Genomic DNA, 23478 nt, shown 5'->3' on the forward strand with positions numbered 1-23478 from the left:
ACAAACGAAGCCTGTATTGACTACAACCGGATCAAGACCTGTTCTCTGGTGAGTCGCTCAAACGAACGATCTTCGAGCGCTCCGACGTGTCCATCGAACCGATCTTATTCTCGCTCTCTCGGAGCTCGGCTCTTACCAATGCAGCTTCAGCTGCCCCGTCGGCGGAGAGTTCCAGTGGTTTGACCCAATCGAGGTCATCGCGGGCCTCTTCAACGCCGTCACGGCCCCGCAATCGGCCCGCGCTGGCGAATACCTCATGGAGTGCCACCGTAGGCACGAAGAGCGGGAGTGGCTCGTTATGTTCGAGATACTCGGCTATCGCCTCGTCCCCGTGCAGGTAGTCGATGAGCGCGGTAGTGTCCAAACGGTTTATCTTGACGTTCCCTGAAGTCCTCGTCAAGTTCCTCTCGCGTCGCTTCGACTTCCTCGCGGAGTCCGCGGTCTTTCCAAGCACCGAACCCCTTCATGACGTCCTGCTCGTCTCCCGTCATCCGGAGGAGAACGTCTGTGACACTCTCATTTTCCCGTTTCATCAACGCCCCGTCGCGTCACCGGTTCAGACCGAAAAGCCGGTTACTCGGCACCAGCGGGTATATAAAAATTCCGACGGATTGTCAGGTCTGCCAGCTATGGTGCCGTTCTTTTTTATCGGATATCGTCGGCTGACGTATGACAGAGGATACTGGCGACCAACCGTGTGGTACCCGACGGCAGTTGCTGGCAGGGCTGGCCGTAAGCAGTGCTTCAATAGCTGGCTGTACGACGCTACCGTCATTCGGTCAGGGGGTCCGCTTCGGATCAGTCGACCAACCCGAAACAGGGTCACCACACTACCGGGACTGGATACCGACGCAGGACCGAGGCGACCAGTTCGACAGGGTCCGAACGAGCTTGGAGTACCTCGAACCAGATAACCGCGGAGCGGACCTACTTGGGACCCCCTACGGGGGACAGGGGGTCAAACCGGGGATGGACGACATCGGTGTGGCCCTCTCCGCGTTCGAGTGGGCGGTTGAATCCCGGGGAAGCGTCGTAGCGAAGGGGTCGGTAAACACGGACACCGTCAAGGCAGCGCTGGAGGAAACCGGATACCAGCAGTACGACAACTACGAGGGATACAGGATCTACGAGCGCGATGACCTCCAGCGGGTCATCGCCCACGGGGACAACTACGTACTCTTTTCGGGCTATATCGACGAGCCGTTGCAGTTCGTCGGGCCGAGAATCGACGCCGAATCTGGCCGTCAGACACGGCTGCACGAGGCCGAATCCCAGTTCGAATGGATGACAGACAGTGTGGGGGCACCCCCGTGGACTCGAATCAGGCCAGGAACCTTCACCGTCGACGGCTCCACGGCCGTTCTGGAGGCCAGAAGCGTCGGATTCGGCGGGTCGATGATCTACACTACTCGAAGCTTTCTGTTCGAGGACGGTGCCGGCGTGTCGGAACAGTCCATCAGGGACCGAATCAGCGAGTACCCTGAGGCGCTAGAGGCCGACCGCGCCGAAGTGACCGTTGATGGCGACATCGCCACCGTCGTCGCGAAGATGCCGCCAGATACCTTCCGGGATATGGACAGCATCGGCCTCTACGACCAACCGATAATCACCTGGGGGCTCGCGTGGGAGCCGGGCGATTCGACGGCGCTCCTCACACACGAAGCCGGTGATTCAGTCGACGCAGACCTGTTCACTGTCTACCTGCAAGACGTCTCGGCAGGGGCGAATGACGGGACAGACGGACCGCGCGAGCCCGAGCCGGCAGACGCCCAGTTTAGTGACAGCTACGGCCGAATCGGGCCGGGCAACTCCCTGTCAGTGGACGTTAGCAGTCAAGAGAGGTGGCAGATACTCGTCCGCGGAGAGCCCGCCAGCAGGAACTACGTCTGGACCGAACTCGTATACTTCCCGCCCAGCCTGCTCGACCAGTGATGAATGGTGAGTTCACGACAGCCGTCCGGACACCCGTGCAACACCCAAATTCCTGGGGACGTCCCGGTCGAAACCGGCAGCGGATCGTCGACGATTATATTCGAGACATGACAACGAGGGATACAGTGACGGACGGACAGGACCTCGAGACAGTCGTTGCCCTCCTTGACGACGAGTACGCGAGAGCTATCCTCACCGCAACCAGTACCGAGCCGATGACGGTACAGGAGCTCGCCGACCGGACGGAGGCATCCCCGTCAACGCTGTATCGGCGTGTGGAACGGCTCAAGGCGGTCGGCTTCCTCGACGAACAGACGCGGGTGCGACCTGACGGCCACCACGACTCGGTCTACTCAGCGGTGTTGACCGACCTTCACTTCTCCCTGCGTGACGGTCGCTTCGATTTCGAGATCGAGACCGAGACCGATGAGGACCCAGCTGACAGATTACATCGACTGTGGAGTGATTTCTGATGGTATTCGAGACGAACCTCTACGGTTTTCGCGTCATCGAGCTTATCGCCAGCGGCTTCGCCAGCGGCTCGGCCGCAGTCGGGCTCTACATCGGCTTCCGATCGCTCCAGAGTTTCTACCGCCACGGCGACCCATCAATGCGGTATCTCGCAGTTGGGCTGCTGTTGTTGACCGCCATCACGTACACCGTCACGTTCGTCGGGTCAATACTACTGCAGTTCCGTATCCTCTCGCTCCCGCAGCAGGATTATTTCCTGACAGTGAGCAATATACTCCAGTTCGCGGGGCTGGTGTGCATCGCGTACGCACTCCATCGGCGCGACTGAGACGGTTGGAGTGGTTTACTACCCCGGGATCGACGCGCTCGGAGACTGATTCAGCTTACGACAAGAGAACGGTCCCATCCAGAAGAGGCGACCAAGCAGCGTCTGGTCCCGAACAACACTGTACAAGCAAGCGTAGAACGTGAGACTCCTCACTCGTTTTCCAGCGCCACATAGATGTCGACGTGGCGGCATCCGTTGAGTCCCCAGCTCAAGAGCAACCTTACGTCGCTCACCGTCGCTTTCAGCCGCCTGATATCGCTCGTACACTGGCGGACCTTCTCGTCAATCGTCACACGCTCGACTCTTTGATGCTCCCGAGTACCCGTTTCTCAGCTGTCGAAGTCACGCCTCTCTTGTGTGCCTGCCGTCAGTCGAGACAAGATACCTACTTACCACCGTGAAACCTGATCTCAGATGGAGGGTGACTGCAAAACTAAACCGTCTTAGTCCATGAGCTTCTGCTGTTGCTCCTGAGCCCACTCAAGTGCGTCGTCAAAGTCTTCAAATCCTTTGGTTGTGACGCTCTCAGCTTCATTGTTCTGGCTAATTGCTAGACGTGACAGCCCATCAGCGACATATGCAGTCGTTTTGACGCCAGACTCTTCGGAGACTTCAGTCCAGTTCTGATTGACGTGGTTGAGAACCTCGCGGTTAGCGTTTTCTACATTCCCGATTTCAACGACGACGCTATGCATCTCCGGATCGCTTGCTGTTTCAACATAATGTTGTTCAGCTTGTTCCATGTCGCCGCTCTCGACGGCTGCAGGCATATCCTCAATATACCAGACACCGACACCGTCTTGCTCCTCATACTCGACATACTCTGAAATCGATTGTGCCATGATCACACGTTGCCACCTCAGTGTATATTAATCCACCTCGCACATTTCCAGTTGTGATACTCAGACCGTCTGAAATCCTGCTGGCAGAGCCATTTAATGACAGCTGCGGATGATGCACTTATCTGTCTGAGTTTCCGGTATTACTCTTAGATATGGTTATCCGGCTCAATTGAATCCGGCGAATTTCGGCGTTTCAGCGTTCAATTGCCTGCTCCACGTTGTAAACGCCGGCTATGAGCGTTATCTCCCGGAACTGGCGGAACCAGTCACGCGCTCGGACGGCGGAGCCGTGCGAGCGCTTGATTGAGGAGTTGACGGACTCGGTCTGTGATCGCTGACCATAGAGCTCGTCGTCTATTCGGGCGTTGTGTGCGTGATCGTAAGGAGCGAAAACACGGTGCTTTATCAGCGGACGAATCCCGGCGTTTCGAAGCTCCTCACGGAAGCTCATGTCATCATAGCCTTTGTCAGCGGCCAAGCTTCGAAGGTCGCCCGCGTTCCGCAGGGCGACCTTCGGGCCGATCTTGGTTTCGTCAGGCCACTTCGTGCTGCAGTGTAAGTCAAGAATTGCTCCCTCAGCTGTATCTACGAGAAACGTCGTCTGGATCGTTTTGACGGAACGATCAATCCGTCGCAAGTAGTGAGACGATGCCTGCTGACGGTCGAAGTAGGTGGCATCAATTGCGGCGTGACCATTCTGGTCCAGCAGCTCCGCCGACCGGCGGAGCAGCTGTCGCCAGACAGTCATCGATGCCCGTTTGAACGCCTTACACAGCGTCGAAGGCGCGGGAAACTCCCCGCGTTGAAGATTCAATACCGCTCGAACACGTTCCATCTCTTCGGCCCAGTCGATGATTTCCTCGTACTCCGCGCTCATGTGTTCGCGCAGATAGAGCAAGACTGCGTGCTTCCAGCCGGCAAACCCGTTGCCGGCTGGATCACTCAGTTCCATCAGCGCAGCGTCAGTAAGCTTTTGAGCGAGCGAAGCCACTTGCTTCACGAAGCGGAAGAGGGTGTTGTGCATAACATTACTCTCCCGCTTCATACCCGTGATTCTAACGACCTATCCCGGCGCCGTCTGTGGATTCAATTGAGCCGGTTATCCAGAACACGAGTGCTTAGAGGACGATGGAGTGAATTTCGATCATGGGAGCGATCAGTGAACTTGGTGATGACCCGCTGATCGAATTTTTGTTCTCATTCGCGGGGGCAGTTCTGACAAGCGTTTCCGGATACCCAACGAAATGCCACTCTGCTGTATCATCCACAAAAATGAGACACCGGTCATGGTTGGGGCCGGCCATGAGAACAACTCCGGTGACACAGCCTGTTGCATTGCCTTGAGCGTTGACCGGAGTTGGCCGCTTGCCGAGCGCACCAGCTCACCATCTGGCTAGGAATGTACTTCGAGCCCGTCGAAGCATGTCGGAAGTATCACGTGTGAAAATGCTGCAGGAAACATTATATACCGGTTCTATTTGTTTGATATTATATGGAAGGGCTTACGACGCGGGCCCAGATGGTTCTCGTGGACAGGTTGGTATCGGCACGCTCATCGTTTTCATTGCGATGGTACTCGTTGCGGCAATCGCGGCCGGCGTTCTGATCAATACGGCCGGATTCATCTGTCTTTAGCTAAGAGACGAACCACGTGACAGCAGCGGCTTATCGAGGCTACTTTTCGAGAGGAATGAGGAGGAGTCCGCTGTGCACACTGACACCTCCTCGTCGAGAATCATGCGTCGGCTCACTACACTGTTTCCCTCCGAGTTCCTCGAAGAGCACGCCGAGGAACTCGGCGTGGTCGAGCGAGAGGGCAAGCTTCAGATTCCTGTCCTCGTGTGGGCGCTCGTGTTCGGCTTCGCCGCAGGCGAGAGCCGAACACTCGCTGGGTTTAGACGCTGCTACAACGCTACAGCTGACGAACCGATCTCTTCTGGCGGTTTCTATCACCGGTTGACGCCTACTCTTGCAGAGTATCTCCGCGACCTCGTCGAGGCCGCGCTCGACGAGGTCGCTGTCCCTGATGCTGTTGACGCTGATATCGACCGATTCAGGGACGTGATGATCGCTGATGGAACCGTGTTGCGGTTGCACGAGTTCCTCTCTGATGAGTTTCAAGCCCGCCACGAGGAGCAGGCTGGAGCGAAGCTCCACCTGCTCCACAACGCCACCGACCAGACGATTGAACGGGTCGATGTGACTGATGAGAAAACGCACGACAGCGCGCTGTTCAAGACGGGATCGTGGCTGCAAGGACGACTGGTTCTGTTTGATCGGGCGTACTTCAAATACCGCCGCTTTGCGTTGATCGACGAGAACGACGGCTACTTTGTGAGTCGGCTGAAGCAGAACGCAAATCCGGTGATAACGGCGGAATTACGGGAATGGCGCGGCCGCGCCATTCCCTTGGAGGGCAAGCAGATCCACGACGTGGTCAATGATCTCTCGCGGAAGTACATCGACGTAGAGGTGGAAGCAGGGCTCTTACCGAACTGAGTGAAACAGTACCCCGAGAATTACAGCATCCCGCCGTAGGCTAGTTGCTATGTACAATCAAACAGCCTTCGGCGGGATGCTACAGGATATTGTTGAGCTCACGTCAATAGTGTTGCGCCCAGAGCCGCTCGATGAGGAAATCGAGCGGCGCTGTAAGCAGGCATGGGAACAAGCTCCTTGCCCGGAGTGTGGTGAAACCGCCATCCAGTCCGGGGACGGCAGTCCCCGGGTCTGGTGCACCAACTGCCGCTATGTCTTCTCCTACACCCGCAACACGCCCTTCGAAGGCCGCACTCTCTCTCCTGGCGAAATCGTCATTGCGTTCGTCCTCTATGCCGACACACTTCTCAGCATCCACCAAATCACCCAGCTCTTCGAAGCGGTCTACGACACGGTTCATTCCACGATTCGAGAGGTAGAAGCCGCCTTCCAGCGCGGCTTCTACCTCGTCTGGGAGCGCATCCAACACGCTATCGACGGCCCAACTCAGATCGACGAAACCGGCCACAAGTGCTCTGGTTACAAGGGACAGACGCCGCCGCGGGATGGGCTTTCCCGCGGCGGCTCTGGGGAAGGGGGGCGATCACGGTGGGAAGGAGCACCTGGCGATACCATGACGCTGATCGGTGCCTGTCGTGATGTACTTCGTGTAATTCGCGCCGAGCCAGGTGCTCAACCGGAAGAACTCAAACCAGCACTTGATGAGGTAGAGATTCTCTCAGGGAAACTGGATGAGGTCTGGCACGACGGGTGGCGCGGGTACGCGCCACTCGTCTACAAGAACGAGCAGACCGTTGTTCACTCCGAAGAATTTGTCACTGATGACGGCGTCCACATCAACCAAGTCGAATGCCTCTGGTCGCTAGTGAATCCATGGCTACAGAAGTTCCGCGGCCTCTCCAAGCCTGGATTGGAGCAGTCCGTCCGAACCTACGGGTTCGTACGGACGTTAAACCTCGCTGGAGCACCACTACACGGCCTTCTTGACTGCTTCGTCGTCAACGTGTTTCGCTGAGTTATGTAAGAGCCGAAGCAGAATTCAAGCGCGGCCAGTACGAGGGAACTCGGTCGCTGGACACGAAGCGGTTTCGCGTCGTCGGCGTCCGCAACGAGGACGCCGACGACTACCACCTGTACATCACGAATCTGCCGAGAGAGGAGTTTCTCCCGGCGGATCTAGCGACGCTGTATCGGTGTCGATGGGAGGTAGAAACGTTGTTCCGTGAGTTGAAAACGCAGTACGAACTGGACGAATTCGACACGAACAACCCTGATGTCGTGAAAATTCTACTATACGCTGCGTTGCTGTCACTGCTGGTGAGCCGAGAGTTGTTGGATCTGGTCACCGAGCAGGCCGACGATGAGATCGTGTTTCCGCCGGAACGCTGGGCGGCGACCTTCCGGTCGCACGCCCAGCTCATCCTCCACGAACTCGGTGAGTACCTCGGCTACTCGCCACCGCCGTTGCTGGAGCGGCTGATCGAGGATGCTCAGAAGATCCACCAACAACGACCGATCTTACAAGAGACGCTCGCTACCGCTACACAACCGAGGTGTGAGTCTTAGCTAAAGACGAATGCGGCCGGATTTCTTCAATCAAGCGCCGAACAGACAGGGCAACAGAGCTCTGACCAAGTCACCAACCGGCTACAGGTAACCTCCGCAACCGGACAGATCGGTACTGTGAGCGGCGAAGACCGTGTTGGCGTCGTGAACATCAGCGTGAGTCGAGCGCCGGGCGTCGGTAATATCGATCTGTCTGAGACGACTATCAATGGGTCGATTCATCAGGCTTGTACAGTCTGGTCCATCAGAGCCAATCGGGTGGTGTCACAGACGGAACGTTCGGAACGACGATAATCTAGGACGGCGACGGGTCGCGGCCAGTCTTGAACGACCGCGCCGACCGGCTCAAGATAACGCTCGACATCGGAGCCGCCCCGTTCGATGTTAGCGTCGGTGGAACTAACATAGGCAACTTCGGTAACTCGCTTGCAGAGGGTGACTTGGCGACGATACGAATTACCACACCGACTGGTGGAACCACCGAGATTCAATTAACTGTCCCACAGACCCTCAGTGGGTCAAGTTCAGTCTCGCTGTGAAGTAAACTAGTTTCGCTCAGACCGCTTTTGTACGGGCAGCACGGGTCGCCTTCTGGTACGCATGGCGCTACGCTCCACGCCTGAGGATACCGGAAGGATATTGTCACTCGTCGTTGACAGGTGCCATCGATGCCCTCCACAAACAATCGACAACCTGCCGGTGGTGCTCTCGTTATCGCCAGTCTCATTATCGTTGTACTCGGGTTTATTCTGGTCCCTCACCCTGGCGGGGCACAATCGACACATCGTATTGCGCGAACCGTCGAAGCCGACGAAGTGCCAGAGAGTAAAACCGTCACTCCGGTCGGTGATCTGTCGCCAGAAGCGAAATCAGCATTCCGAGAGGCCTTGGCTAACGAGGGCAGTTATACTGTTCACGGCAAAGAAAACCGGCCACCGGAATGGTACTACTCCGATGATACTGGCTTCTATTACGTCCAGAGCGAGGGAACGATATACGAGGTGATGACGAGCGGATCGGCAGGTCACATCTTCGACTACATTAAGATAGGCCCCTTCCTCCTCACTGGGATTGCGATGGGCATTACTGGGATTCGATGGCTTCGGTGGGGGTGAAGCGGACACCTGAAATTCGCTTCCCTACTCATTCCCTTAGAGACCGTCTTTTCAGTACCCGAGCAGTTCGGCCAACCAGTGACCCGCTCAGTCGAACTTCCGACCGGCCACAGTACGCAGTATCCACACCATTGACCGCGCACACTCTACTGAAGGGGTCAGTACTGGAGAGTTACTGATTATGGATGACACTGAGCACTCAATCCAGAGAGCTAACCAGAAAGCACTCTGGTCCACAATTTCACCAGCCGTCTGTCGATGAGGAGTCTATGGTTTAAGAATCGTCTCAGCCGTCTGCCTGAAGCCCTTGTAATAGATTATACCCCACAACGGCGTCGATTCGTAGTAATCGACGGTGCCCTCAGTCGGGTCAATGATGACTGGAAATTCGAAGGATGACCAGTGTTTCGGGTCATACTGTTGGACCCAATCGATGAGACCTGTCTCGCTAACAATGACCGGATAGACGACGAGGTTGCCGCCTAATCCCCGCAGGAGTTTCGATTTCAGGGAGAGGCCGTAGTTGAAGCTAGCCTCACTGAACGCCTGTGCCTGAGAGGCTGTTTCCGCCGTGCCGACCACGAATACGGTGTCGACTAATCCAAACTTTGAGATCGATAGCGAGCGGTCGTGAAATACCGTCGCCTGTTGGTCGTCCACCGTCGTCGTCGACTGTTCAAACTCATCGAGTCTCCCCGATAGCGTCTAAATATATTCTTCGATAGAATCATACTTTTCCATGGGCCTGTCATGTTAGTAGACGCATAAAAAATCCATCTGTGAATCCATCACAGACGAGTGCTGGCGACATAGTCAGATCGTATGCATCTCGACGACCGACTCTGCTCGTCAGCTTGGAGTGCTGAATGTGCATAGTGTCTCAGCCCGAATTTGAGTCTCCGCCAAGAGAAACATTTGCGAATCCAGCTACTGCCAGAGCGAAGGCTACGCTACCCGCTCTCGACGGCTGCAAAATAGCGATCTGGAAGCCGAAGACATCCGCGCTAATCGACAGCAGGAGCGCCATCATCCCTGCGAGAGCCACCGATGCCACAAAGAATATACGCACTTGCACGGGACATGAAATCACTACCTCGCTTGACGAATTAAGATACTGAAAATAGCTCTCTGATCTATTTCAGACAGTCTCTAAAATGGGCACACCAGCAGGATTTCGATTCAGTGGCCGCGCGCTCATTATAATTGCTGTAGCAGCGTTCATCATAGCTGGTCTACTCCTTTTCGTTGCCCCGGATACGGCGCACCCAGTTCTCGTCACGGAGGAGGATGAATCAGAAGTTCCTCCCGATGCCGAGGTGCTCAGGTACACTAACCTTTCAGAGGGGGGTCAGGACGTGTTCGACCAAGGACTGCGTGCTGATGGATTTATCAGGGTGTATCAGTCACCGCCAGATTTCGACTATCCAACGGGTGACACAGTGGCCGCTGCCCGTGTCAAAAAGAACGGGACGATATACAGTATACTCACCGCCTCAAGATGCAAGCTCTGTGGCTTCGTGAATGTACTCGGCTACATAGCTGGGCTTGTTGGGCTCATCCTGTTAATGCGCGGGGCGTTTCGCTTGTTGAATGGGGAAGCCGACGTACGAGCTGATGATCGGTAGCGTGTCCGTTTGCAGTCCTAGTTTCGACCTGACCGCGGGTTCGGCCACGACCAAGTCTGGCCTACACTGTGGCTTTTGGGGTATACGAGATCCAGAGAAAGCATTTACCAATTTGGCCAGACAACTGACGTATGCGCCGCCGTCAAGCCCTCGCGCTTGTCACCGGTAGCCTCTCGCTGGTGGCAGGGTGTTCTTCCGACACAACAACAGACCTCACCCCAACACCCAGCAAGACAGGGACAGAGATGACTCCTGAGTCGCAAATACGGGAATTACCGATGACGACACCACCCGACCCAATCGATTGCGACGATGACCCACGCCCGGTATCCCGCGCCGCTGGTGACTCTTACTCAGACCGGGCCAATGGATTCGAACTGACGGCATCGAAGGGTGTCGTCACTATCGGTGAGCGCATTACATTCACACTCACAAATATCGGAGACAATCCGCGGGGGATCGGAGAAAAATACAAATACAATATTCTCCGGCAGCACGACGGGTGGGAACCGATCTACTTTACAGAGAGCCAAGCCGGTTGGACAGACTTAGGCGTCCGCGTGTACCCCGGCGGTGGCTTTCGGTGGACCTTCACGGCCACCAACGACGGATTGGAACGGCAAAACGGCTACAACCCAGCCTATCACGTCTGCTCGGCCCTCGAACCGGGCGAGTATCGCTTCGCGTTCTTCGGATTGGGAGGGAGCACAATCTCGACGACGTTCATGATCACGGATGCGTGACTGACTAAAGGATACACACGCCTACCGAGCAGTTGTTCTAGGTGAACGACTTGATTGGAGACGGTGCGCTCCTGTACCGATCAATAGCTACTTCGTAGTCATGCGACTCTGCTGTATAGCGCGCTCCCACCTATACTACCCCTACCAGTAACAGCGCGACCGATCCAGAGAGTGCGTAACAGGAGGATATTTGCCTGAAATAGATTGCAGGAAAGCAGGTGGAGAGTAACACTTCGAATTATCTCTCCAATAACAATACGCTCGCCGGGGAAGCTCAGCACAGAGAGCAACAATACGGACGGTTATCCTCCAATAATGAATCTAAAACCGATGAACGGAGCAGCGACTAAAATTCCGAAGGCGAGAATTGCCGCGAAACGGAGTACACCCGCCGCCTGTCGCCGATTCTTGGGGAGAGACTCTGCGGTTCCGGACAGCGCGGTTCCGACGACGAGAACCAATATCCATCTAGCATCGCCTGCGCCGCCGGTGCTTGCGGTACACGCGAACATACATAAGAAGGTGAGCGACACGCCAAACTGAACGAGTGCAAGTGGACGGCCTTGTGGCTCATTAAACAGCGTCTCGCTAATATAGGGGACCATACGATACGCGTTCCTGCTCACGATACAAAGGATGTTTCAACGTGATACCAGTAAAACGACCTTTCCTATGCTACGCGATTGTGCTGCAGGAGGCGGGAGGCGACATACTACAGGGCTCGCGCTCTGTATGCACAGCATCCTCGGGAACGATTCGATACCTTCAGGAGTGGTGTGATACACACAGAAGTTGTCTGCAGCACTGAGTGCCAACTCGTCCCAATCGAGGCTCTTGTTATCTAGTCTGCCACCCGATGAACTTCTCAAACCCAAACGTAAAGCCGAGAAAAACGACAGCGAACACGAACCAACGGAACACATCGAAGGTACCAGTGAACGCAAGCACGTTGAAAATATACGATAATGATGCACCAACGAATGCCGCGACGTAGAGGTTCCGTCGGGTGTCCATGCAGTCGCTTCTAACGACAGTGTGGTAATTCTTCACCACTGGGTTACACGAACGCGTATCTTGTTTGCCGAGTGCATCAACCAACTCAGTCCCACTTTATTCCAGATCGCCCGCGCTGCACGCCGCACTCGGTTGCGCTCTTCGACGGTACAGTTGCCGCCTCAAGATATCGGGTAAGACCGCTGACCAGCGACCCACCACCGTGTGGCGCAACGTCCCAGCCACGCTCGCCACGTGTATACATGCTTCGCGAGCGTCTGTACGCCCTGTGCCAGAAGGCCCAGTGCTGCACAGAGTAACATAATTGCTGCTGCTAGCATGGCAGTGCCGAAGAGGACACACCAATGGGCGGAAACAATCGCCCAAGGAACAGTGTTTCAGGAATCTGGCTGGCACCACTCCACAAAATCACCACCACCGGAGCCACGTCATGTCCAAGTCGCGCGGTCTGCTAATCACTCTCTTCGCAGTTGTCCTTCTACTAGCCTATCGGTCACGCTACACTGACCGTGCCTGCGTCACACTATGATGAGGCGTCAAATTGTGCTGTCAGCCGTTGCTGCGTGTCCAGTCCTGCGTGAAACCGAGTGATAATCTCAGATTGGTGCTCTGGACATGCGAGCACGGCGACGGCCCCATCCTGAACCTGAATCACCGGTTGCTGTGGGTTGTACGGTGCGAGGTGACAACTGGGGCAGCTCACGCCGCCAGCGGGCCTGTGATTTAGGATTTCAGCGGTGGCTGTAGTCGTGTATCCACAAACAGACTTGAACTGTTTTAAGTGATCAGTACAGCCAACGAGCGGAACCGTTAGCTGGTCAATGAGCAGGAACGACGGCATCCCATCGGGTGACTCCAGTGCAGACCGACATGCATCACACTGGATCGGCGGATATTCCTCATGTTTGTCCGACGGGTCCTGCAGTGGTTCTCCGGGGACCATAATAAGCAGAGCACGTGAAACTTGGGTACGCACACGGGTAAGTGATATGTTTAGATACTCGTCGGAGGATATCCAACCCCAGCAGACAGCAAACTATCCTGCCATAAAACCATTCACAGCTGATTTACTGCGGTGGTGATCCGAGTAGAAAATGTTCGCATGAAGATGGCTACAAAAGACAGCGCAACATATAGAGGATCTATGCAGCACAGCTGCGCAATTTATTCCATCTGGTGAGTACTTGGTTTGGTTCTGACCGCAAATATCTCACGTATACATAACTGACAAAGCCGCTGTCACCCCAGCTATTGTTAATATTCGCTCACGCAGAAGCCGTTTCCTTCTGGGTCTTCCATTACCGTCCAAGTTGCCGTGTGCGTTTCGTACGCTTGGGTCTTGGTTTCACGGACGGATCCCCTGAGCTGACGGAGTTGTTCAACTGTCTCCTCACGATTCTGGGTTGCCAAGTCAAGATGGATGGGGAGGTCGCGCTCCGTTCCTTTCGGTTGTTCTTTGAACAGCAGATTTGGGCTACCGCCAGGACGCTCAACAATTTCTGGATCAAGCGATCCCGGAAGGTCCTGTCGTTCACCATCAAGAGCTTCCGACCAGAACTCCGCCAGTCGTTCCGCATCAGTACAAGCAAAGGTAATAAATTATAGCTTTTCCATGCATATCAGTCATTCTACAGGGTCAAAACACCTGTTGTCAACGACAATTGTTACCGATTTTGACAGAGAAAAGATCTATTGTAAGTTGTAACCAACAGCTAATCTTTGAACAGTTCCGTATCGAATTCGTCAGTTGAGTCCCGAACGAGACGGTCCTCTCCATCATGAGCGGCAATCGCGCCCTCGCTCAATTCTGGGTTGACCTCTTCGATGGTCTCGGGTGCGACTTTCGTTGTGACCTCAAACTCCTCGATTGGACTAAGAACACCCCATGCAGCCCCGATTGCATGGAGGACAACGGCCAGTGGTGTCAATACCAGAAACACCGGCCACAGCAATGGATGTTTTTTGTAGGCCCACAGACCAAACAGCATATAAATAAACAGGACGACAAGTAGTGCAGTCGAAATCAGTTCGAAGAACTGGATGCTAACTGTTGCACCAGGGACGACCGAAGCACCAATAATCAACAGTGGAATGGCCGGCGAAAAGCCCCACGACACGACGCGAGTTAGTGTCAGTGGTTGGTACACTAGCGGGAGGATATGACGATCAGAGTGTCAGTCAAGTTCGGACGTGCGTAGGGCCTGTAGACAACCCAGAGTATGAGGAGCGTACAGCGTTTATCTATGAATTATTAGCGATAAGGCCTCTTCTGAAGGTTATTTGAATATTCGCACAAAGAACTTATATAATTTGAGCCAGATGTTTACTACTAGCCGTAAGAAATCATGAAGATACACCTATTTTGGAGAAAAAATAGGAGGTTTTCGAAATCCAATGAGTACTGAGGATCCAGAAGAGGCGACCATGGTCACGCGACTGCTGAACAGTATCCGGACACTCACCGCCAGTCTTCGACCACGTCGGATTAGACCCATTGTCCCACCCGTGACTGTCACTGATGCCAATGATCGAGAAGTTCAGATTCGTCAATATTCTGAAAGTGACCGCAATTCACTGGTCACAATGTACGACGACTTCGACCCAACACAACGTGCACAGGGCGTTCCGCCACGTAGCGTTGAAGCTATTCGCGAATGGCTCTCTGACGCCCTTGACGGAATACATGTTGTAGCCGCTGTTAATAACAAAATTGTCGGCCATATTGGGTTCGTACCCGACGGAACGGGCCGGCACGAACTCATGATATTTGTCCATCCGGATTATCAGCAAGCAGGCATCGGAAGTGACCTGATAGCCGCTGGGCTCGGCCATGCAGAACAGGCTGGTGTAACATACGTTTGGCTCTCCGTTGAGAAAAGAAAACGATACCAACAGCAGTTCTACAATCGGGCAGGATTCTCCCTAGTCAACTCATCAGGAATGACGTACCGGATGTCCAGGTTGCTCTAAGCAGCAGCGTGTCATGTAATACTTCTCACCCTCTCTGCCAAGCGATTATACAGCCGTAAATTCCTTTTTCAAACCGTGGTTTCGCTATTCACTGGTTCTGTTCAATCTATACTGAGGCTGTCTTCCTTTTGCCATAATCACCCAATCTCATCTCGTCAATTTTACTTGGTATGTTATTGACAATCAGATGAAACTGACTATTGGACGAAGTATTAGTATACTTTACAAACAAGCAGTTACGGCTAAAATAGTAAGAACATCCGTCTCAGCTGGCGGCAGGCCCGGAGGGGCCGGAAAACACGGTTGACCTCCTCCGATGCTGAAAGCCATAAAAAATGAGTAGCAACGATCACGAATTGACTTCGGAACAGGTTCGACGCCGCCTCCGGGTACTCAAGCTGATGCTTGAGTGCTCTCATACCGCACTGCGGATTGTGGTTATGTTGCTCTTCCTCGCAGCTGTGGTTTCCGGGGCCGCGTAGGCAGCATTCGCATCCGTCCATCTCACTGGGCGGTTGCGAACTAAGCGATCTGAAGAAGAGAAGTTGTAGATATAAATTTTCTCCATCATTCGCTTGCTTCTTATAAATAGCAGCGATAGTTCTCTCTTTCAGATTTCGGTTTTCCAGACGTTACTGCGGCGTATCTCGTCTTATACCACTTTATGTTTTAGAGAATCGCTCTTGCGAAGTAGATTGTTGATAGCGAGAACTGTGGCTGAAAGTCGAAGAGGGCAAGGGCACCGCGCCAGCGGTGCCCGATATGTTCCCAATAAGCCGGTTCGTGTCGGAATCGGCTGCAGCGGACCTGTTGCAGCAGGTTCGCTGGCGTGATGGCGTCGAGTGCCCCCGCTGCCGTTCTGACCTGACGGTCAGAAACGGCAGCTATCGGGAGTATCAGCGGTATCTGTGTAAGAATTGCGGCCGGACGTTCAACGACAAGACCGGCACCATCTTCAGTCGATCACATCGACAGCCGCGTAACCCCGTTTGATGACGGTGAACCAAACCGAACTAGCTGTGGAGCATCTTCGAACCGCTAGTGAGCATGATTTTCGGGATGGACCGTCGCTGTCGGCGGCGGACTGCCGCCGACGCGACAGTGTCACCACTGACGACCGCTGTCCGGACAGATGGACAGCTACCGGAAGAACCGGTCGTCAAGTGGCTGGTTCGCTGGAACAGTCCTGCGGACACCAAGTGCTGTCCAAGCTGCGCGGAGCGTCATTTCGCAAAACTCCGTGAACGACCACTGCAAGAGGCGGCGGCCCCCACGGCGGGGCGCCGCCACGTACCTCCAGTGGAGATATCGCCAACTGTTCTGAAGCAGTAGGCTCACTACAAACATTACCAACCGCAGTCCAGCATCCTGAGAACTAGTGAAAGCGAGGCTCTGCTTGGCTAATCGGTAGCTTGATTCGATGCCGAAGCGCTTGCTGTAGTGCTCTCGTGCATCTCGTGGCGTGTCGATAAAGGGCGCGTCAGCGGCGTAGCCGTGACGCGCCACCCCGTGTTCGTCGTACCGTCCCTGCTGGTACACGCAGTCGATGAACACAGGGAACTCCACCTCGCCAGCGAGATCGTGTTCGATCTCGCGGCTCCAGCCTTCGCTGAGTTTGTTTTGAATCGTCTCACCCCACTTGACGATCGGCATCACATAGGCGTAATTGTGCGCGTACAGCAGCTTGAGACAGGTGCTGTTGTAGAAACCCCGATCAAGGTAGACGGCCTTGACGCCGAGGTCAAGGCCGTCAAGGAGTTCCAGGAACTCGGCGAGGACATCGCTGGTGGTTTCGCCAGCGACGAGCTGGCGAACCGCCAGCGTGTACCGCTTGTTGCGTACGCGCACGTAGAGCGTCGCATAGGCGTGAAACGTCGTTGTTCCACGCTTGGCCTGTGAGGAGTACAGAGCCTCAGTTTCGTCCTCATCACCGTAGTAGGGATCGAGGTGGAGGTCTGCGCAGACCTCCACCGGTCGATCTGGCAGTGTCGCAAGCGCATCTCGTTGTAACAGTGTGTCTCCAACCGCCTCAACCGAATCAAGCTCAAACTGATCGGTAAGATGTCCACGCACGGTATTGGCGTGCGGTGAGTCGTCAGTCGTTTCGCAGACGTGGTTGATTGAGGTCCCGCCGGCGCTGGCGCCGGCGAGGACCTCGCACAATGTCTCTGTCGTGACCTCTACGTTCTCGTCGAGGTCTACCGTGAGCTCCTCTTCGAGACTGTTGACGACAAAATTAAGCAGGTGCTCTTCCTCTATCTCGCTGTCTGCTTGGGTTGACTGCACATCCTCTCCAAGCAGACGCTTACTCTAACCCGATGTGATCGACTGATCTTTGCTCATTCGAAGCTTTCGCTGAAAGAGTGGTACTTCACGATCTACGTGTTCTTACGGTTCAATACGAGTATTCGGCAGATCGAGGCGGAGCTCGATCTTTCGTACAGAACGGTGAGACGGCGCGTCGAGCGCTTCGCCAGCGCGCTCGACGCGCCTTCGATCACACTGTCTGGACCGGTCGAAATCGACGAAGTGTACGTCTCTGCCGGTCTCAAAGGCCGCGAGCGCGACCAAGAGTCGCGCTCGCGTGGCTTATCCACACGCGGACGAGGGTCGTACAACGGCGACAAACCACCGGTGTTCACGCTGGTCGATCGTAGCTCGGACGAGCGCTACGTCGTGCCAGCGAAATCCGCCGACGAATCGACCATTCGACTCCTGCTTGCTGACCACGACGAGGAGTCGTTGACCGTCTATACGGACGGATTTCGAGCGTACGAACCGCTCGAAAAAGACGACGCATTCACCCGTGAATACGTCGTCCACGGCGACGGAGAATACGTTGACGGCGACGTTCACGTCAACACCTGCGAGAGCCACGCGTCGCTGACGCGACGGTGGCTCTCACCCCACCGAGGAGTGTCAAAAGACAAGCTAACGCCGTATCTCAGAGCGTTTCAGCTCCGTTGTGAACTCTACAGAAAACCAGGTGACGACGCGCTCAAACATGCTATCGACGCCGCCCTCTAAAAATCAACAACGTGCTTCACAAGAGCGTAGAGAATACAGGAATTGCATGACTGCTTCCAATAGCTATTCCCGTTGAAACATGCTGAGAGTATAGTATGGAGATCCCACAGTCGCCGCGCGCTGTCTCTCCAGTTGTTTCAACCATTTTGTTGGTAGCAACTGTCGTGATTCTTGGAACAACGATCTCCGTCCTTGCTCTGGGGGTAACCGATGATCTAAACGATGCCGGCCCGGTGGTCGGACAATCTACTGCGGAATTTATTGGCGACAGGAGCGGTGCAGATGATCAAATCGTCCGAATTACACATATCGCCGGTGACTCCGTTGCAGTGTCTGAAATGGAACTCGTTGTCAGGGCGTGTGGGAAAGCAACTAGACTCATTAATTTGCCTGCTCCGACGACGCGGACCGCGTCGACGCCGACGTATTTCCCGTTCGATGAGGGGAATTTCCAAGGTAACCAAGACCTGCTTAGTGAGGGAACAGTCGGTCAATCTTGGGATGCAGGTGTTCTCCACGAAGACACGACAAACACGTTTGCTGCCGGGTCGTCCTTCGAGTTTCGAATAACCAATGGCGCGTGTTCACTGGCTGCTGGCGAGACGATCGAAGTCATGGTAGTCCATTCGCCCACAAATACGGTGATGATCGATACAGAACTGACAGCTCAATGATATCCTCTGCGCTGTGAACGGAGCGGCTTCCCGCCATGGGAATACTAGCTACGTTTCACTGTTGCTGGCAGGGGGTCCAACCCGTGGCAAGTCGAGAAGGTCATCTGTGACGGTTGCTCTCCCGCCTCCCAATCGGCCTTGGTGGTGCAATTGCCTCGACAGTTGGCTAGCTAACTGCATATAGTTCACAAACTAGTCGGTTGAGCGTGGGCCGTGGTGTATGTTCTGCCGATGTGCTGGTCGTTAGATGAGATGTTCGACGGACTCGCCGTCCCGGGCTAAAGTCGTTCCCGTCCATCGTTGGGTATCTGGGTGATATTGAGACGAATACTGACACACCGGTCTGCTGGAGCGTATCAGTGCTTGCCAGTAAGTCATCGGTGGCGGGGCGTTCGGTTCCTTCCCCCTCTAATCGAACACCAGTCGCTCTCCATTCCGGCCAGAAATCGAAGTCCCTTCGATACGCTGTTGGACGCGTTCGATGTCGTATGGAACCCGACAGAGATCGACAGACAGGTCGGATAAATCGACGACTCCATATGCAGCATCTGGATCGCCGTCACGAGGCTGGCCGACACTGCCGGGGTTGATCACGAGTCCGTCATCGAATGTCTCGGCGTGTTGGATGTGCGTGTGGCCCAAAACGAGGACATCCTCGTCCTCAAGGAGTGTTGGCGAAAAGTCAGCCGGTTCTGTGTATCGGTCTTGCTCGTCAGGATGGTCATGCACGATTTTGAGTCGCTCGTCGAACAGTTGGAGTTCGCGGGGAAGATCCTCTAACCACTCGAGGTCGTCCGTCGAAAGGACTCGACGAGCATATTCGTCGCCAGACTCCCAAGTCATCCCCCTGACGACATTGCGATCGTGGTTTCCCACGACGGTCGGGATACTTCGGTCCCTGACCATGTTTAGACACGCCTGGGGCGATGGCCCGTAGCCGACAATGTCACCGGCACAGAGGAGTGCATCGACAGGTTCCATATCGTCAAGGACCGCCCTCAATGCAACAGCGTTGGCATGAATATCGGAGAGCAACCCGATGCGCGTCGCCTCGGTCATCGCATTCCTAAATTTGACATGTGGACCGTAATTAACCTACGGGCCAGCCATCGGCGTGTGATCATTGGTCGACAGCTAAGTCTGGTGTTCTGAGCTTCACATCAACATTGTACTGGCGATGTGTGTGGTCTAGAGCGGGGTGATAATGCCCATTCCAGTTTCTTAGTTGGTTCACTGACGGTCAATTGGCCTTTGTTAGCAGCCTCACTGGCATTCTATAGGCTGTCAAGGTGCTCACGGGTCCAACCAACGTATCTGAGCAATTGGCCAACCGCTCTGTCGCTGCCATCGGACTTTTTCAATTCAACAAGACACATCTTGAAGTCGGTTTTGTGAATCGAGAAGATGTCTGGTCATCTGACCACAGTCGAAAGTGCCACGCCTGCATCTAGATAACCTGTCTGGAACATTTTTAACACAGGACCCACCTCGTTCAGCTACGACTGTGTGGCGCTCTAATTAAACGGCTGACCGTGACCTATGAGTGGCTGCAAAGACTGAGATAGCGACATATCAAATCAGATGGCTGTCACGTAGTTCTAGCAACCGAGCGTGCAACACGCCGTAGCGTGCTATTATTGGCTGTGTCGGCTGGGTACCTGCTCACGTAATAGGTGGTCCCATCCACCGACCAACTAATGCGTACCGTCCTGTTTGTACGCGTTTGCCTTGCCTCAAACTCACCCACTTGCACGGGCACTCCCGTAGTCGTATTCTGTGTCCCGTTGAGAATCCAAATCCTGTACTGGGTGTCATTGCCAGTGGCCTCATACCTGAGTGTCGCCACTTCGGGATCAGATGTGCGGTGTGAAGCAACTTCTAACTCGAATTCTGCTGGCATGTTCGGGTCTGGTACTGGGAGTGAAGCAGCGTCGGCCAGCGCTGCTCGCGACTCGTAGTTATTAAATTGAATTTGTTGTGCGTCGTCCGGAATCTCTTGTGGTTCAAGTTGGAACGTTCCAGGTTCGAATGTCGGATTGAACGTTACATTCCGATATGTGACTATATACTCATAGTCATCACCATAGGCAACGAACTCTGTCTGTCGTTTGATTGGAAATAAGGACTCAGTATCTAGCCACAGCGTCTGTGACCGCAGCGACATATCTTCACTGGCCGGAGCTAGCTCTAGCCGATAGGCTTCTCGCCCGTCAATCGATTCTGTCCCATTGTATAGGACTGTCACATTCCCGCCACGATACGCAGACGAACTGTTTTCTCCAGACTCGTTTTTTTGTGGCACTACTGGCAGGGGTGAAATGCCCGGTGTCGCCGTTGGCTGAGGGACAGGGCGGTTATTCTTCGCAGCGGCGAGGAGTTCTGGATACGTCGCCTCTGTAGAGCTATTATCGGTCTGGAATGACATTCGATGAAGCTCATTCGACTCTGGATCATAGGAAACAAGCGTTGATCCGTTCGCAATAATAAATCCACCTTCACCAACCCGTGGTTGTCTCATCTCCTCTGCTCTATTAACCGACATCACTCGTTCAAAATACGCAAACGAACCAACTCGTTCCCGCTTTTGAGTGACGATTGTGGCTGTTTTGTTGTTCCGGGTTTGGACTGTAGTTACTGTTGCGTTGACGGCATTTACCGACGCGTAGCGGTCTGTTGCCTCATCCTCTGATGGGAGCTCCTCATTCTCACTGGATAAACTCCCGATTGCACTACATCCGCTCGCTGTGACTAGCATCACCACAACCACCACACGTGCAAGCCCTCGCAGGCTGCATAGGTTCCTCGCAAACGGCTCTGTTGAATCACTAGACGGCGTCGGGATAGGTCGCTAAATCGCATCGGTTTACCCCCAGAACGATTTCGGTACTCTCTCGTAGATTGCCCCTGACCTGCCAGTAGGTCAATGCAGGCGACAAAGGCGATTGTGAGGGATGGTCTCTCTGACAGAGACCATCCCGTGTCGTCTGCTTTGGGGAGTGCAGTCGCGTGACTTCCTCAGATGACAGCGTTGAGGTTTCGCGTGAGGAACTTCTTGCGCTCAAAAATCGTGTTGAGAAGCTTGAACAGGAGAATCAACACCTCCGCGAAGAGAACAAGCGGCTCAGAGCCAAACTTCGCTGGCACGAAGGACCGCACACCCCCTCCAGTCAGAAACAATCTGACTCTGAGGAGTCGTCCTCGTCTTCATCCGACGAGGACGACGAAGAACCTCGTACTGACGGCGGGACACCGGGTCGAAAATCCGGCCATAATCCCGAGTGGCGGTCTGCACCCGATCCAGATGAGGAGGTCGAAGTCACGTGTGACTGTTGCCCTGACTGTGGTGAGCAGTTCGATGAGTCGGAGGGCGTCAGCCCGCGACTCGTCGAAGAGATTCCTGATCCGCAGCCTGTGGAAGCTACCCAGTACAACCGCCATTACTACGAGTGCGACTCGTGCGGAACCGAGACGGTGGCATCACACCCCGACTGCCCCGATGAGGGGCAGTTCGGGGTGAACGTCATCGCGCAGGCGGCTCTTTCCCGGTACGATCACCGGCTTCCCTACCGAAAGATCGCTGATCGTTTCAACCAACTCCACGGATTGGACCTTTCGGGCGCGTCCGCGTGGCATGCGACCGAGCGCGCAGCGCGCGCCGGTCGCTCGGAGTACGAGCAGATACGTAGACAGATTCAACAGGCCGACGTGGTCAACGTTGATGAAACGGGAATCAAGCGCGACGGAGACCAAGCGTGGCTCTGGACGTTCCGAACGGACAAGCACACGCTGTACGCCGTCCGGGAAAGTCGTGGCCACGATGTTCCTGCGGAAGTCCTCGGGGAGGACTTCGCAGGAACGATTATCTGTGACGGGTGGACAGCGTACCCAGCTTTCAGCAAGAAACTCCAGCGGTGTTGGGCGCACATTCTCCGGGAGGCCGAGGATGCTGCCGAACAGCAGGAAGAAGGCGAACCGATCTACCGAGCGCTCACACAGTTGTATGCCGCTCTCCAGACTCAGCTGGAGAGCGACTTGACACTGCGCGAGCGGGCAGAATTACAGCGTGTCGCGCGGAGAGAACTCGAATCGTTGATTGAGCGGTCGGTCCCCGACGGACCAGTGGCAACACTACTCGGGAAGATCGAAGGAGGCCTCGACCACTGGCTCACCTTCGTCGGTGAGCCAGCGGTCTCGCCGACGAACAACGCTGCGGAAAACGCGCTACGTGAACCAGTCGTTCTTCGGAAAATCATCGGGACACTCCGGAACGACCGCGGAATGTTCGTCCACGAAACCCTCTTCTCCCTGCTGGCAACGTGGAGCCAGCAGGGACGCAATCCCTATGAGGAACTCAAGCGAGTCGTTCGGGACAACGAGATGATCTCACGAGCTCGCGCTGTACCGGTCGTTGAATCCACAGGGTAAACACATACTTATACAGCAGACTCTGCACTGATAATTCGTGAGGGAGGTTCTGGGATACCGACTCCCTCATCTCAAAAAATCCCTCGAGCGGGGGTGGTGTATCCTCTGAGAGTCAAAAACCGCGACACTCGCCCTGTATAGACTGGAAAAACCAGCGTTGCTCGGTCCGTACAGACTGGAGACGCAGTGGGCTGTGTCAGCCCACTCCCGTTTTGTCGAGCTAACAGCGGAAGTGGTGGGGTGGGTG

The 23478-nt window shown here is 54.9% G+C and carries 18 protein-coding genes and 9 pseudogenes; 16 read left to right on the forward strand and 11 right to left on the reverse strand.

Annotated elements, in window-relative coordinates:
- Window positions 1-31 precede the first annotated feature (31 nt).
- Both BDK61_RS17465 and BDK61_RS17470 read right to left on the reverse strand, forming a co-directional pair.
- On the reverse strand, window positions 32-364 hold the full coding sequence (locus tag BDK61_RS17465; RefSeq protein WP_244209872.1) for a PIN domain-containing protein: 333 nt from the start codon (window positions 362-364) through the stop codon (window positions 32-34).
- Window positions 297-533: an antitoxin VapB family protein gene (locus tag BDK61_RS17470; protein WP_121303990.1), complete on the reverse strand. Its 237-nt coding sequence runs from the start codon at window positions 531-533 to the stop codon at window positions 297-299. Before BDK61_RS17470 ends, BDK61_RS17465 begins: the two co-directional genes overlap by 68 nt.
- A gap of 136 nt (window positions 534-669) precedes the next feature.
- Between BDK61_RS17470 and BDK61_RS17475 the strand changes: the two genes are divergently transcribed.
- The 3 genes from BDK61_RS17475 to BDK61_RS17485 all read left to right on the forward strand — a co-directional run bounded on the left by BDK61_RS17475 (window position 670) and on the right by BDK61_RS17485 (window position 2731).
- Window positions 670-1932 (forward strand): hypothetical protein, encoded by a 1263-nt coding sequence (locus BDK61_RS17475; RefSeq protein ID WP_121303991.1) that lies wholly within the window; start codon window positions 670-672, stop codon window positions 1930-1932.
- Window positions 1933-2039: 107 nt separating this feature from the next.
- The gene (locus BDK61_RS17480; RefSeq protein ID WP_232508581.1) at window positions 2040-2405 is read left to right on the forward strand and encodes a winged helix-turn-helix domain-containing protein; all 366 of its coding nucleotides are present in this window, start codon (window positions 2040-2042) and stop codon (window positions 2403-2405) included.
- Window positions 2405-2731, forward strand: a complete 327-nt coding sequence (locus BDK61_RS17485; protein WP_004966534.1) for a DUF7521 family protein — start codon at window positions 2405-2407, stop codon at window positions 2729-2731. Before BDK61_RS17480 ends, BDK61_RS17485 begins: the two co-directional genes overlap by 1 nt.
- 149 nt (window positions 2732-2880) lie before the next feature.
- Here the strand turns inward: BDK61_RS17485 and BDK61_RS23565 are convergent.
- From BDK61_RS23565 to BDK61_RS24370, 4 genes and pseudogenes are all read right to left on the reverse strand, one after another.
- Window positions 2881-3024: pseudogene (locus BDK61_RS23565) on the reverse strand (hypothetical protein).
- A gap of 150 nt (window positions 3025-3174) precedes the next feature.
- Window positions 3175-3573, reverse strand: coding sequence for a hypothetical protein (locus tag BDK61_RS17490; RefSeq protein WP_004966533.1), 399 nt, complete (start codon window positions 3571-3573; stop codon window positions 3175-3177).
- A 193-nt stretch (window positions 3574-3766) separates the two neighbouring features.
- Window positions 3767-4618 (reverse strand): IS5-like element ISHma10 family transposase, encoded by an 852-nt coding sequence (locus tag BDK61_RS17495; RefSeq protein ID WP_121301968.1) that lies wholly within the window; start codon window positions 4616-4618, stop codon window positions 3767-3769.
- A 258-nt stretch (window positions 4619-4876) separates the two neighbouring features.
- Window positions 4877-4999, reverse strand: a pseudogene (locus BDK61_RS24370) (radical SAM domain-containing protein); the annotation flags it as partial.
- Between the two features lie 20 nt (window positions 5000-5019).
- On the opposite strand from BDK61_RS24370, the pseudogene BDK61_RS17505 reads away from it, so the two are divergent.
- The 6 genes and pseudogenes from BDK61_RS17505 to BDK61_RS17530 all read left to right on the forward strand — a co-directional run.
- Window positions 5020-5199: pseudogene (locus tag BDK61_RS17505) on the forward strand (archaellin/type IV pilin N-terminal domain-containing protein); the annotation flags it as partial.
- Between the two features lie 111 nt (window positions 5200-5310).
- A pseudogene (locus BDK61_RS17510) lies at window positions 5311-6054 on the forward strand (IS4-like element ISHma1 family transposase); the annotation flags it as partial.
- Window positions 6055-6121: 67 nt separating this feature from the next.
- The gene (locus BDK61_RS17515; RefSeq protein WP_121302811.1) at window positions 6122-7087 is read left to right on the forward strand and encodes an IS1595 family transposase; all 966 of its coding nucleotides are present in this window, start codon (window positions 6122-6124) and stop codon (window positions 7085-7087) included.
- 5 nt (window positions 7088-7092) lie between these two features.
- Window positions 7093-7638 (forward strand): annotated as a pseudogene (locus BDK61_RS17520) (IS4-like element ISHma1 family transposase); the annotation flags it as partial.
- Between the two features lie 18 nt (window positions 7639-7656).
- A pseudogene (locus BDK61_RS23085) lies at window positions 7657-7932 on the forward strand (hypothetical protein); the annotation flags it as partial.
- A 374-nt stretch (window positions 7933-8306) separates the two neighbouring features.
- Complete coding sequence (locus BDK61_RS17530; RefSeq protein ID WP_121303993.1) at window positions 8307-8753, forward strand: hypothetical protein; 447 nt, start codon at window positions 8307-8309, stop codon at window positions 8751-8753.
- 267 nt (window positions 8754-9020) lie between these two features.
- Here BDK61_RS17530 and BDK61_RS17535 read toward each other — a convergent pair whose 3' ends face one another.
- Window positions 9021-9413: a hypothetical protein gene (locus tag BDK61_RS17535; RefSeq protein WP_049939204.1), complete on the reverse strand. Its 393-nt coding sequence runs from the start codon at window positions 9411-9413 to the stop codon at window positions 9021-9023.
- A 494-nt stretch (window positions 9414-9907) separates the two neighbouring features.
- On the opposite strand from BDK61_RS17535, the gene BDK61_RS17540 reads away from it, so the two are divergent.
- Together BDK61_RS17540 and BDK61_RS17545 are read left to right on the forward strand one after the other, a co-directional pair.
- The gene (locus BDK61_RS17540; RefSeq protein ID WP_004966527.1) at window positions 9908-10378 is read left to right on the forward strand and encodes a hypothetical protein; all 471 of its coding nucleotides are present in this window, start codon (window positions 9908-9910) and stop codon (window positions 10376-10378) included.
- Window positions 10379-10509: 131 nt separating this feature from the next.
- Window positions 10510-11121, forward strand: coding sequence for a hypothetical protein (locus BDK61_RS17545; protein WP_011225071.1), 612 nt, complete (start codon window positions 10510-10512; stop codon window positions 11119-11121).
- Window positions 11122-13389: 2268 nt separating this feature from the next.
- Here BDK61_RS17545 and BDK61_RS17560 read toward each other — a convergent pair.
- Window positions 13390-13731: a VOC family protein gene (locus BDK61_RS17560; protein WP_121303994.1), complete on the reverse strand. Its 342-nt coding sequence runs from the start codon at window positions 13729-13731 to the stop codon at window positions 13390-13392.
- Between the two features lie 116 nt (window positions 13732-13847).
- Window positions 13848-14282, reverse strand: coding sequence for a hypothetical protein (locus BDK61_RS17565; RefSeq protein ID WP_232508582.1), 435 nt, complete (start codon window positions 14280-14282; stop codon window positions 13848-13850).
- Between the two features lie 277 nt (window positions 14283-14559).
- Here BDK61_RS17565 and BDK61_RS17570 point away from each other — a divergent pair, with 277 nt between their 5' ends.
- Window positions 14560-15105 carry a GNAT family N-acetyltransferase gene (locus tag BDK61_RS17570; protein WP_275040188.1) on the forward strand — a complete coding sequence of 182 codons (546 nt, stop codon included), beginning with the start codon at window positions 14560-14562 and terminating at the stop codon, window positions 15103-15105.
- 762 nt (window positions 15106-15867) lie between these two features.
- Window positions 15868-16071 (forward strand): annotated as a pseudogene (locus BDK61_RS17575) (transposase); the annotation flags it as partial.
- A 174-nt stretch (window positions 16072-16245) separates the two neighbouring features.
- On the opposite strand, the gene BDK61_RS17585 reads toward BDK61_RS17575, so the two are convergent.
- The gene (locus BDK61_RS17585; RefSeq protein WP_121302321.1) at window positions 16246-17391 is read right to left on the reverse strand and encodes an ISH3 family transposase; all 1146 of its coding nucleotides are present in this window, start codon (window positions 17389-17391) and stop codon (window positions 16246-16248) included.
- A gap of 33 nt (window positions 17392-17424) precedes the next feature.
- On the opposite strand from BDK61_RS17585, the pseudogene BDK61_RS17590 reads away from it, so the two are divergent.
- Together BDK61_RS17590 and BDK61_RS17595 are read left to right on the forward strand one after the other, a co-directional pair.
- Window positions 17425-18132 (forward strand): annotated as a pseudogene (locus tag BDK61_RS17590) (IS1595 family transposase); the annotation flags it as partial.
- A gap of 95 nt (window positions 18133-18227) precedes the next feature.
- Window positions 18228-18806 carry a type IV pilin gene (locus BDK61_RS17595; RefSeq protein WP_121303995.1) on the forward strand — a complete coding sequence of 193 codons (579 nt, stop codon included), beginning with the start codon at window positions 18228-18230 and terminating at the stop codon, window positions 18804-18806.
- A gap of 408 nt (window positions 18807-19214) precedes the next feature.
- On the opposite strand, the gene BDK61_RS17605 is transcribed toward BDK61_RS17595, so the two are convergent.
- On the reverse strand, window positions 19215-19865 hold the full coding sequence (locus BDK61_RS17605) for a metallophosphoesterase family protein (protein ID WP_121303996.1): 651 nt from the start codon (window positions 19863-19865) through the stop codon (window positions 19215-19217).
- 1892 nt (window positions 19866-21757) lie between these two features.
- Here BDK61_RS17605 and tnpC point away from each other — a divergent pair.
- Window positions 21758-23231 (forward strand): annotated as a pseudogene (tnpC, locus tag BDK61_RS17615) (IS66 family transposase).
- Window positions 23232-23478 lie beyond the last annotated feature (247 nt).

The sequence above is a fragment of the Haloarcula quadrata genome, from assembly GCF_003634715.1.
GTDB lineage: Archaea > Halobacteriota > Halobacteria > Halobacteriales > Haloarculaceae > Haloarcula > Haloarcula marismortui.